At 59.1% G+C, this 12,071-nt stretch carries 11 protein-coding genes; all 11 read left to right on the forward strand.

The window, feature by feature from the left end:
* Positions 1-40: 40 nt before the first annotated feature.
* The 11 genes from rpoC (at position 41) to rpsS (ending at position 12,071) form a co-directional block, all read left to right on the forward strand.
* Entirely contained in the window at positions 41-4,054 is a 4,014-nt protein-coding gene (rpoC, locus tag H8274_RS03200) for a DNA-directed RNA polymerase subunit beta' (protein ID WP_185933816.1), read from the forward strand.
* Positions 4,055-4,319: 265 nt separating this feature from the next.
* Positions 4,320-4,691 (forward strand): 30S ribosomal protein S12, encoded by a 372-nt coding sequence (rpsL, locus tag H8274_RS03205; protein ID WP_049618702.1) that lies wholly within the window; start codon positions 4,320-4,322, stop codon positions 4,689-4,691.
* A 2-nt stretch (positions 4,692-4,693) separates the two neighbouring features.
* Positions 4,694-5,164, forward strand: a complete 471-nt coding sequence (gene rpsG, locus H8274_RS03210) for a 30S ribosomal protein S7 (RefSeq protein ID WP_049618701.1) — start codon at positions 4,694-4,696, stop codon at positions 5,162-5,164.
* Between the two features lie 49 nt (positions 5,165-5,213).
* Positions 5,214-7,346 (forward strand): elongation factor G, encoded by a 2,133-nt coding sequence (gene fusA, locus H8274_RS03215; RefSeq protein ID WP_074661395.1) that lies wholly within the window; start codon positions 5,214-5,216, stop codon positions 7,344-7,346.
* 108 nt (positions 7,347-7,454) lie between these two features.
* On the forward strand, positions 7,455-8,645 hold the full coding sequence (tuf, locus tag H8274_RS03220; protein WP_049618700.1) for an elongation factor Tu: 1,191 nt from the start codon (positions 7,455-7,457) through the stop codon (positions 8,643-8,645).
* Positions 8,646-8,967: 322 nt separating this feature from the next.
* Positions 8,968-9,276, forward strand: coding sequence for a 30S ribosomal protein S10 (gene rpsJ, locus H8274_RS03225; RefSeq protein WP_074661388.1), 309 nt, complete (start codon positions 8,968-8,970; stop codon positions 9,274-9,276).
* 12 nt (positions 9,277-9,288) lie between these two features.
* Positions 9,289-9,954, forward strand: coding sequence for a 50S ribosomal protein L3 (gene rplC / locus H8274_RS03230; RefSeq protein ID WP_049618698.1), 666 nt, complete (start codon positions 9,289-9,291; stop codon positions 9,952-9,954).
* Between the two features lie 3 nt (positions 9,955-9,957).
* Positions 9,958-10,602: a 50S ribosomal protein L4 gene (gene rplD / locus H8274_RS03235; protein WP_049618697.1), complete on the forward strand. Its 645-nt coding sequence runs from the start codon at positions 9,958-9,960 to the stop codon at positions 10,600-10,602.
* Positions 10,602-10,907 (forward strand): 50S ribosomal protein L23, encoded by a 306-nt coding sequence (gene rplW / locus H8274_RS03240; RefSeq protein WP_049618696.1) that lies wholly within the window; start codon positions 10,602-10,604, stop codon positions 10,905-10,907. Before rplD ends, rplW begins: the two co-directional genes overlap by 1 nt.
* Before the next feature lie 31 nt (positions 10,908-10,938).
* On the forward strand, positions 10,939-11,775 hold the full coding sequence (rplB, locus tag H8274_RS03245) for a 50S ribosomal protein L2 (RefSeq protein WP_049618695.1): 837 nt from the start codon (positions 10,939-10,941) through the stop codon (positions 11,773-11,775).
* Between the two features lie 14 nt (positions 11,776-11,789).
* Entirely contained in the window at positions 11,790-12,071 is a 282-nt protein-coding gene (gene rpsS, locus H8274_RS03250) for a 30S ribosomal protein S19 (protein WP_049618694.1), read from the forward strand.

The following is a 12,071-nucleotide window of genomic DNA, read 5'->3' on the forward strand; positions in this document are numbered from 1 at the left end:
CTGACATCAATGGTGCAAAACTCTTGAGGAAGTAGGAATCTTGCTCGACGTTAATCGTTTTGACCAGATCAAAATCGGTCTTGCCACCTCCGACGAGATCCGTTCGTGGTCACACGGCGAGGTAAAGAAGCCGGAGACCATTAACTACCGCACCCTAAAGCCGGAAAAGGATGGCCTTTTCGGGGAACAGATCTTTGGGCCTACCCGCGATTGGGAATGCGCCTGCGGTAAATACAAGCGTCCCCGTTTCAAGGGCATCGTGTGCGAACGGTGCGGGGTAGAAGTAACCCGTTCCAAGGTGCGCCGCGAACGCATGGGTCATATTGAACTGGCCGCACCCGTTACCCATATTTGGTACTTCAAGGGTGTGCCCTCCCGTTTGGGCTACCTGCTCGACATCGCCCCGAAGGACCTCGAAAAGGTCATCTACTTCGCGGCGTACATGGTTACCGAGGTAGATGAAGAAGGCCGCCGGGAAGATATGCCCTCCCTGCTCGCCGAATACGAACTGGAACGCCAAGCGGTAGAAAAGCAGCGCGACGCCGATCTGGAAGCTCGCCACCAAGAGCTCGAACAAGAGCTCGCCACTGCCGAAGCAGAAGGCCAGGGCGGCCCCGAACGCGCCCGCATTAAGCGCGCCGGGGAAAGCGAGCTGAATAAGATCCGCCGCAAGGCAGATCGCGATCTGGAACGCCTGGCCGCCATGTGGGATCGCTTCACCAAGCTCACCGTAGGCGATCTGGAAGGCGATGAAGATCTCTACCGGGAAATGGAATCCCGGTATGGCGATTACTTTAAGGCCGCGCGCGGAGCAGAAGCCATCCAGGCCCGCCTGCGCACTTTCGACCTCGAAGCCGAACACGACAAGCTCGTAGAAGAAATCGAAACCGGCACGGCCCAAAAGAAATCCCGGGCACTCAAGCGCATCAAGGTAGTGAACGCCTTCCTGCGTTCCGGCACCAAGCCGGAAGCCATGGTGCTTGACGCTATCCCGGTAATCCCGCCGGATCTGCGCCCGATGGTGCAGCTGGACGGGGGCCGTTTCGCCACCTCCGATCTCAATGACCTGTACCGGCGCGTGATTAACCGGAACAACCGGCTCAAGCGCATGCTCGATCTGCACGCACCGGAAATCATGGTCAACAACGAGAAGCGGATGCTCCAAGAATCCGTGGACGCCCTCTTCGATAACGGCCGGCGCGGCCGCCCCGTGCAGGGCGCGGGCAACCGTCCTCTGAAGTCCCTGGCAGACATGCTCAAGGGCAAGCAGGGCCGGTTCCGCCAGAACCTACTCGGTAAGCGTGTGGACTACTCCGGCCGTTCCGTAATCGTGGTGGGCCCCACCCTGAAGTTGCATCAGTGTGGATTGCCTACCGCCATGGCACTCGAACTGTTCAAGCCGTTCGTACAAAAGCGGCTCGTAGACCTCGATATCGCCAAGAACATTAAGGCAGCCAAGCGCCTGGTGGAACGCCAAGATCCGCAGGTGTGGGACGTGCTCGAAGAAGTCATTCAAGACCACCCGGTCTTGCTCAACCGTGCTCCTACCTTGCACCGTTTGGGCATTCAGGCCTTCGAACCGAAACTGGTAGAAGGTAAGGCAATTCGCTTGCATCCGCTGGTGTGCGGCGCCTTCAACGCCGATTTCGACGGCGACCAGATGGCCGTGCACCTACCCCTTTCGGTAGAAGCACAGGCAGAGGCACGCATCCTCATGCTCTCCTCGAATAACATCCTCAAGCCCTCTGACGGCCGGCCCGTAACCATGCCTTCGCAAGACATGATTATTGGCGTCTACGGCTTGACGAAGGTCAAGGAAGGTAAGGCGGGCGAAGGCCACGCCTTCACCTCCACCGGGGAAGCACGCATGGCTTATGACCTCGGCAAACTGGACCTGAACTCCCTGTGCAAGATCCGTTTCGAAGGCGACGTCGAACCGCCCCTGGATTGGGAAGCACCCGAAGGTCACGAACCTGGCGAACCCTTCATTCTGGAAACCACGCTGGGCCGCACGATCTTCAACAATGCGCTGCCCACAACCTTCCCGTTCGTAAACGAAGTGGTCGATAAGTCGGCACTGGGCCGAATCGTTAACCACCTCGCGGAACGTTACGAGAAGGACGATGTGGCCGCCTCGCTCGATGCGATTAAGAACACGGGCTTCTACTGGGCGGGCCGTTCCGGCGTCACCATTGCGGTTTCTGACGTAGTGGTTCCCGATGAGAAACCGGCAATTATTGCGGAAGCGGAAAAGAAGGCTGCCGTAATTGAAAACCAGTTCCTCACCGGCCGTATTGAAGACGAAGATCGCCGCCGTGACCTGGTGGACCTGTGGTCCGACGTCACCGACGAAATTGCGCACGTAATGCGGGATAACTTCACTCCGGAAAACACCGTGAACCAGATGGTTGTTTCCGGGGCCCGTGGTAACTGGGAGCAGATGCGCCAGATCGCGGGTATGCGCGGGCTGGTAGCAGACCCGAAGGGTGCGATTATTCCGCGTCCGATTATCTCCTCGTACCGCGAAGGTCTTTCGGTGCTCGAATACTTCTCGGCTACTCACGGTGCCCGCAAGGGCCTGGCCGATACCGCTTTGCGTACCGCCGATTCGGGGTACCTGACGCGGCGTTTGGTAGACGTTTCCCAAGACGTAATCGTCAACGAATTCGACTGCCAGACCAAGCGCGGGCTGGCCAAGGAAATCGCGCAGCTTGTGCCGGCCGGCAAACCGGTTCCGGCGGGCGCGCTCGGTTCCACGGTTTACGTGCGTTTGGCCGAACCGCGCGGCGAACAGCGCTTTGCCCCGCAAGTACTGGAAGCTCCGGAAAGCGGCGAACTGCTCGCTCCGGCAGATCTTCTGATCCCCGAACGCACGCTCGACACCTCGGTGTACGCACGTACCTTGCTCGCGGACATTACCGATGAAGAAGGTACCGTGCTCGCCCAGGCTGGTGCGGATATCGGCGATGAACTGATCGAACGCTTGTTGCGGGCTGGCGTCACGCAGGTGCGGATCCGTTCCGTACTTACCTGCCAAGCCAAACATGGTACTTGCGCCCTGTGCTACGGCCGTTCCATGGCCACCGGCAAACTGGTGGATCTGGGCGAAGCCGTGGGTATTGTGGCCGCACAGTCTATTGGCGAACCGGGTACCCAGCTCACGATGCGTACCTTCCACACCGGTGGTTCGGCCTCCGCGGACGACATCACCCAAGGTTTGCCGCGTGTGCAGGAACTCTTCGAAGCCCGTACCCCGAAGGGGGAGGCGCCGATCGCGGAAGCGGCCGGTACCTTGCGGATCGAAGACGGCGAACGTATGCGCCGGCTTATCGTCGTGCGCGACGACGGCGAAGAAGACCTCGTCTACCAGGTGTCCAAGCGGGCCAAGCTGTACGTGCCAGAAGGTGGCCGCGTACAGGTAGGCCAGCAGCTCGTGGAAGGCTCCGTGGATCCCAAGAAGCTCTTGCGGATCTCCGGCCGCCGTGCGGTGCAAGAACACATCGTCAACGAAGTGCAGGCCGTGTACCGCTCGCAGGGTGTGGATATTCACGATAAGCACATTGAGATCATCGTCCGCCAGATGTTGCGGCGCGTGACCGTGCTCGATTCGGGAACCACCAACCTGCTACCGGGCGAACTGGTAGAAGTACCCCGCTTCGAAGAAGAGAACCGGGCCGCGATGGCCGAAGGCGGCAAACCCGCTGCCGGCCGGCCCGAACTCATGGGTATTACCAAGGCCTCTTTGGCCACGGATTCCTGGCTCTCCGCCGCCTCCTTCCAGGAGACCACGCGCGTGCTCACCGAAGCCGCGCTGGAGGGCAAGTCCGATCCGCTGGCCGGCCTGAAGGAAAACGTGATCTTGGGCAAGCTGATCCCGGCAGGTACGGGCTTCGAAGCGCTCAAGAGCGCGAAGGTAGAACCCACTACGGAAGCGAAGATGGAATTCGAGAAGAACAACGGCTTTGCGGCGCAAGGCCTGGATCCCTTCGACGATTCCTTCTCCTACGGCGATTTCCAGTACTTCGATCTGGGCGCCGGCTACGGGGCCTTCTAGGCCGGGCAAGGCCAAGGAAAACCGCTTCCGCGGGGCAAAAGCTGTGTTTCCTACCACCGCAGGGCCTTAACCTTTGACGTAAATCCCGTGTGGCCGCTAATCTTGGTAGGGTTGCCTGTTCGCAGGCGCGGCCACACGGTATGTCCACACCGAGGTAACCTGATAAAGGTACGCCCCGGGTGAACTACTGCTAGCGCGGATAAGCGGTGTGTATCCCGCCGCCCTGGCGAACGATAGATATTCATTTTTCAAAACAGGAGAAATAGTGCCTACTATTCAGCAGTTGGTCCGTCAGGGCCGCGCGAAGAAGAAGCGCGCCTCCAAGCGTCCTGCGCTCAAAGGAAGCCCGCAGCGGCGAGGGGTGTGCACCCGCGTATTTACAACTACCCCGAAGAAGCCGAACTCCGCGCTCCGGAAGGTAGCCCGTGTTCGCCTTTCCTCGGGTATTGAGGTCACGGCCTACATCCCGGGTGAAGGTCACAACCTGCAGGAGCACTCGATCGTGCTCGTGCGCGGTGGTGGCGTAAAGGACCTCCCCGGTGTTCGTTACAAGATCGTGCGTGGCGCACTCGACACGCAAGGTGTGCGCGGCCGCAACCAGGCCCGCTCCCGTTACGGCGTGAAGAAGGAGAAGTAAGCATGCCTCGTAAAGGTCCAGTCAAGAAGCGCGAGATTATTGCAGATCCGATCTACAACTCGCCGCTCGTCACGCAGCTGGTAAACATCGTGCTCCGCGATGGCAAGAAGGCGAAGGCCCAGTCCATCGTTTACGGCGCGCTGGAAGGCGTTGCTGAAAAGTCGGAACAGGATGCCCTCACGGTGTTCAAGCGCGCCCTGGATAACATCAAGCCGCAGCTGGAAGTCCGCTCGCGGCGTGTGGGTGGCGCGACCTACCAGGTTCCGGTAGAAGTCAAGCCGGCCCGCTCCACGGCACTCGGGTTGCGCTGGCTGGTCCAGTATGCGCGGCTGCGCCGCGAACACACCATGCAGGACCGTTTGCTCAATGAAATCCTCGACGCTTCCAACGGCCTGGGTGCTGCTGTCAAGCGCCGTGAAGATACACATCGCATGGCGGAAGCCAACAAGGCTTTCGCTCACTATCGCTGGTAATTCGTTGCGTAAGAACGCAGCATTTCTAACAAGAGAGAGCTAAACAAACGTGGCACAAGAAGTGAAAGCGCTTACTGACCTAACCAAGGTCCGTAATATCGGCATCATGGCGCACATCGATGCCGGTAAAACTACCACTACCGAGCGCGTCCTCTTCTACACCGGCATCAACCACAAGTTGGGCGAAACGCACGATGGTGCTTCGACCACCGACTGGATGGCCCAGGAGAAGGAACGCGGCATCACCATTACCTCGGCGGCCGTTACCGCCTTCTGGAAGGGATACCAGTTCAACGTTATTGATACGCCAGGCCACGTCGACTTCACGGTCGAAGTGGAGCGCTCCTTGCGCGTACTCGACGGCGCCATCACGGTGTTCGACGGCAAGGAAGGTGTGGAGCCGCAGTCCGAAACGGTGTGGCGCCAGGCCGATAAGTACGGCGTTCCGCGCATCTGCTTCGTCAACAAGATGGATAAGCTCGGTGCCGATTTCGAATACACCCTTTCCACCATTCGGGACCGCCTGAAGGCTATTCCTGCGGTGGTAACCTTCCCGATCGGAGCGGAATCGGAACTGTCCGGCGTCGTCAACGTATTGACGATGAAGGCAGTACGTTTCCCCGAAAAGGACGATAAGGGTAACGACACCTGGGGTGCCGTGGTGGTAGAAGAAGATATCCCCGCGGAACTGCAGGAACAAGCCGAGCTTTACCGCAGCGAATTGATGGAACTGGCCGCGGAAGCCAATGACGAACTCATGGAGAAGTACCTCGAAGAAGGGGAACTGACCACCGAGGAAATCAAGCAGGGCATCCGCATGCGTACCATCGCTTCGGAGATTTACCCCGTATTTGCAGGCTCTGCCTACAAGAATAAGGGCGTACAGCCGCTCCTGGACGGCGTTGTAGACTTCCTCCCGGCTCCGATCGACATTCCGGCGATCAAGGGCTTCAAGCCCGGCCACGAAGAAGACGGCGAAACCGAAGAGCGCCACTCCACGGAGAAGGAACCGTTCTCCGCACTGGCGTTCAAGATCGCGGTACACCCCTTCTACGGCAAGCTGACCTACATTCGCGTGTACTCCGGCGCCATTAAGCAGGGCGAGCAGGTGCTCAACTCGGTCAAGGGTAAGCGCGAACGTATCGGCAAGATGTTCCAGATGCACTCCAACCAGGAAATCCCGGTTGATGTGGCGCACGCTGGTCATATCTACGCTTTCGTGGGTATGAAGGATACGACGACGGGTGACACCCTGTGCGCGCAGGACGCGCCGATCATCCTCGAATCGATGTCCTTCCCCGAGCCCGTGATTCACGTGGCTATTGAACCGAAGTCGAAGGGCGATCAGGAGAAGCTTTCGGTTGCGATTCAAAAGCTCGCGGAAGAAGATCCGACCTTTACCGTGCGCCAGGATGAAGAAACCGGCCAGACCGTCATCGGCGGTATGGGCGAACTTCACCTCGACATTCTGGTAGATCGCATGAAGCGGGAATTCAAGGTGGACGCCAATGTTGGTGCCCCCATGGTGGCTTACCGCGAAACGATCCGCCGCAAGGTCGAGCATGTGGAATACACGCACAAGAAGCAGACCGGTGGTTCCGGTCAGTTCGCACGCGTTATCGTGACTATCGAACCCTTGGATTACACGGCCGATGGCCAGACCTACGAGTTCGTAAACGCGGTCACCGGTGGGCGCGTGCCCAAGGAATACATTCCTTCCGTAGACGAAGGTATCCAGGAATCGATGCAGAACGGCATCATTGCTGGCTACCCGGTGGAAGGTGTGAAGGCAACTTTGGAAGACGGCGCCTACCACGACGTCGATTCTTCGGAACTGGCCTTCAAGATTGCGGGCAACCAGGTGTTCAAGGAGGCCGCCAAGAAGGCGAAGCCGGTACTCCTGGAGCCGATTATGGATGTGGAAGTTCGCACCCCCGAAGAGTACATGGGCGACGTTATCGGCGACCTGAACTCGCGGCGCGGTACGATTCGTTCGATGGAAGATTCGCGCGGTGTTAAAATCATTCGTGCGGACGTTCCGCTGAGCGAAATGTTCGGTTATGTTGGTGACCTCCGGTCGAAGACCCAGGGCCGTGCAGTCTACTCGATGCAGGCTGGATCCTACGCGGAAGTTCCGAAGGCAGTAGCCGACGAAATCGTGGCGAAGGCCCACGGCGAATAAGCTCCTTTTTCGTTTAGAATTAGGAACTAATAATTCGACAAGGGCGGGTGCGAAAGCGCCAGTCCATAAAGCTGTAAGTAAATTTAGTTAGAGTCCCAGGAGGGCCCAGTGGCGAAGGCCAAGTACGATAAGTCCAAGGTGCACATGAACATCGGCACCATCGGTCACGTTGATCACGGTAAGACGACGACGACCGCCGCAATCACCAAGGTACTTGCGGACAAGTACCCGGATCTGAACGAGTTCACGCCGTTCGATCAGGTGGATAACGCTCCGGAAGAGCGCCAGCGCGGTATTACCATTAACGTTTCTCACGTTGAATACCAGACCGAGAAGCGTCACTACGCTCACGTTGACGCCCCCGGCCACGCCGACTACATCAAGAACATGATTACCGGTGCGGCCCAGATGGACGGCGCCATCCTCGTGGTCGCTGCAACTGACGGCCCGATGGCCCAGACGCGTGAGCACGTACTGCTCGCCCGTCAGGTCGGCGTACCGCAGATCATCGTGGCACTCAACAAGTCCGACATGGTGGACGACGAAGAGCTGCTCGAACTGGTAGAAATGGAGACCCGTGATCTCCTTTCTTCCCAGGGTTACCCGGGGGATGACCTGCCGGTAGTCCGCATCTCCGCGCTCAAGGCGCTGGAAGGCGACGCCAAGTGGGTTGCTTCCATCGAAGAACTCATGGACCAGGTAGACAACTACTTCGAAGATCCGGTTCGCGACACCGACAAGCCGTTCCTGATGCCGATCGAAGACGTCTTCACGATTACCGGCCGCGGTACCGTAGTGACCGGCCGTGTGGAACGCGGTACCTTGCAGCTCAACTCCGAAGTGGAAATCGTTGGTATCCGCCCGGTGCAGAAGACCACCGTTACCGGTATCGAAATGTTCCACAAGTCCATGGACTACGCCGAAGCCGGCGAAAACTGCGGCCTGCTGCTGCGCGGTATCAACCGCGACGATGTCGAACGTGGCCAGGTTGTGGCCGTGCCGGGCACCGTTCAGCCGCACACCCAGTTCGAAGCTCAGGTATACGTGTTGAAGAAGGAAGAAGGCGGCCGCCACAATCCGTTCTTCACCAACTACCGTCCGCAGTTCTACTTCCGTACCACGGACGTTACCGGCACCATTACCCTGCCGGAAGGCACCGAAATGGTTATGCCCGGTGACAACACCGAAATGTCCGTTGAGCTGATCCACCCGATCGCTCTGGAAGAAGGCCTCGGCTTCGCTATTCGTGAGGGTGGCCACACCGTTGGTTCCGGGCGTGTAACGAAGATCGTCCGCTAAGACCAAATGAGTAAAAGTGAAAGGCTCGGGCTAAACGCCCGGGCCTTTTGCTTTGTATACCGCCGCTAGAATATGCGGCTCGCCACTTGCAGCAGCGAATGCTTGCGGAAAGTGGCTCGCTCGCGGCATAATATACAAGTTGCTCGAAACGCGGTGTTAGCACCGCGTTTACGAAGCTGGCTTATCGGCCTCGCGCCGATGTGAATGAAAACTGGTTCCTTGTAACCTCACATAGGGTGGATTGAGCGCTCTCGTTCTCGTTGGCGCGACACGCCCGAGTGCGGGTACCGGGGCACCAACGCAGAAGAGAGGTAGACGCGCCATGGCGGGACAGAAGATCCGCATCCGGCTGAAGGCCTATGACCACGAGGTCATTGACAGCGCAGCCAAAAAGCTCGTCGACGAGGTCACGCGTACCGGCGCGAAAGTAGTCGGCCCGGTGCCGCTCCCGACGGAAAAGAACGTGTTCGTCGTCGTCCGCTCGCCGCACATGTATAAGGACTCGCGCGAGCAGTTCGAGATGCGCACTCATAAGCGCCTCATCGACATCGTTGATCCGACTCTGAAGACGATCGACAGCCTCCGCCGTCTCGATCTTCCGGCGGACGTCAACGTGGAAATCAAGCTCTGAGGTAAGTAGGCAATGAACTCCAAGCAGGCTACTGCCAGCAAGCCCGTCAAGGCTCTGCTCGGCACAAAGCTGGGTATGACCCAGACATGGGATGAACAGGGGCGTGTAGTCCCGATCACCGTTGTGCGCGTTGGAACGAACGTCGTTACCCAGGTGCGCACCCCCGAAGTTGACGGCTATTCCGCCGTGCAGCTCGCTTCGGGTGATGAACAGAAGAAGAACGTAAAGAAGCCGATGGCTGGGCATTTCGCGAAGGCCGGCGTGACGCCGCGCAAGAAGCTCGCAGAAATCCGCACCTCGGACGCTTCCGAATACACGCTCGGCCAGGAACTGACGGCCGATGTTTTCGAAGCGGGCCAGAAGGTTGATGTAATCGGCACCTCCAAGGGTAAGGGCTTCACCGGGGTAATGAAGCGCCACGGCTTCGGCGGTGGTCCGGCTTCGCACGGTGCCCACCGTATCCACCGCAAGCCCGGCTCCATCGGCGCGTGCGCCACACCGTCTCGTGTTTTCCGTGGCACGCGCATGGCTGGCCGGAGCGGGAAGAGCCGCGTGACGGTCCAGAACCTGTCCATCCACGCCGTCGATGCTGAGAAGGGACTCCTCCTCGTCGTCGGTGCCATCCCTGGTAACAAGGGTGGCTCGGTCGTGGTTCGCACGTCCGTGAAGGGAAACTAAGCGATGGCAGACTTCCAGATTGACGTCCTCGATGCTTCGGGGAAGACCACCGGTAGCGCGGTTCTTCCGGAGGCCCTGTTCGACGTCGAAGTAAATATTCCGTTGCTCCACCAGGTCGTTAACGCGCAGCTCGCGGCGGCCCGGGCGGGCACACACAAGACCAAGACTCGCGGGGAAGTTCGCGGCGGTGGCCGTAAGCCGTTCCGGCAGAAGGGTACCGGCCGGGCACGTCAGGGTTCGATCCGCGCTCCGCAGTTCACCGGTGGTGGCACCGTACACGGCCCGCAGCCGCGCTCTTACGCGCAGCGCACGCCCAAGAAGATGATTGCCGCTGCGCTTTTGCAGTCGCTTTCGGACCGGGCTCGGGCCAGCCGCATTCACGCGGTTACCGCCTTCACCGAAGATGATGTTCCGTCCACGAAGAGCGCAAAGAACTTGCTCCACTCCTTCACCGAGGGACGCCGTTCGCTCGTGGTAACGGAGCGCGGCGAAGATACCGCGGTACGTTCCGTGCGTAATCTGCCCGAAGTGCACCCGATTTACGTCGATCAGCTCAATAGCTACGACGTACTGGTAGCCGATCACGTGGTATTCACCGAAAGCGCGCTCAACAAATTTGTGGAAACGCATACGAAGGGTGAGAAGTAATGAGCGATAAGTTCTGGAACCGGGATCCGCACGATATTATCCTCGCCCCGCTGGTGACCGAGAAAACGGCAATTGCCGAAGAAATTGGCCAGTACACCTTCTTTGTTGATCCGCGCGCTAACAAGCCGGAGATCAAGTGGGCGATCGAGAAGATTTTCGACGTCAAGGTGGCTTCCGTTAATACACAAAACCGGAAGGGGAAGACGCGGCGCACGCGTACCGGCATTGCCCGGAAGAAGGATACGAAGCGCGCGATCGTTACCCTGCGGGAAGGCACGATCGATATCTACGGCGACGTCCTGTAGGGCGAGCCCGAGAAGCTGAGGAATAGAACTCATGGGAATTCGTAAGTACAAGCCGACGACCCCGGGTCGTCGCGGTGCGAGCGTTGCCGACTTCGCCGAGATCACCAGATCGACCCCGGAAAAGTCGCTCGTTCGTCCGCTCAAGAAGACTGGCGGCCGGGATAACCGCGGCCGCATTGCCACCCGGCATCGTGGTGGTGGGCATAAGCGGCAGTACCGGATTATTGATTTCCGGCGCTGGGATAAGGATGGCGTACCAGCAAAGGTAGCGCACATCGAATACGATCCGAACCGCACTGCCCGCATTGCTCTTCTGCACTACGTAGACGGCGCCAAGCGTTACATTTTGGCGCCGAAGGGCATTTCGCAAGGCGACGTGGTAGAAAACGGCCCGGATGCGGATATCAAGGTTGGCAATAACCTGCCGCTGCGTAACATTCCGCTCGGTACCACCGTTCACAATGTGGAACTGCAACCGCTCGGCGGCGCGAAGATCGCGCGTTCGGCCGGGGCCTCAGTGCAGCTGGTAGCCCGCGAAGGCCGCTACGCGCAGTTGCGCATGCCTTCCGGCGAAATCCGCAATGTGGATGTGCGTTGCCGCGCCACGGTAGGCGAAGTTGGCAATGCCGAACACATTAACATCAGTTGGGGTAAGGCCGGCCGTATGCGGTGGAAGGGCATTCGCCCGTCCGTCCGTGGTGTGGCCATGAACCCGATTGATCACCCGCACGGTGGTGGTGAAGGTAAGACTTCAGGTGGCCGCCATCCGGTCAGCCCCTGGGGTAAGAAGGAAGGCCGCACGCGCCGTCCGAAGAAGGCCAGCGACAAGCTCATTGTGCGCCGTCGCAAGACCGGCAAGAAGCACTAGGGAGGTAATCGCTTATGCCGCGTAGTTTGAAGAAGGGTCCGTTCGTTGACGACCACCTCATGAAGAAGGTCGACGAACAGAACAAGAACAACACACGTAACGTCATCAAGACGTGGTCGCGTCGCTCTGTGATCACCCCGGATTTCCTGGGTCACACCTTCGCGGTACACGACGGACGCAAGCACGTGCCGGTGTTCATCACCGAAGCAATGGTGGGGCACAAGCTCGGGGAGTTCGCTCCCACGCGCACGTTCCGCGGACATGAGAAAGACGACCGGAAAGGGCGGCGCCGCTAA

Source organism: Actinobaculum suis (assembly GCF_900618115.1).
Lineage (GTDB): Bacteria > Actinomycetota > Actinomycetes > Actinomycetales > Actinomycetaceae > Actinobaculum > Actinobaculum suis.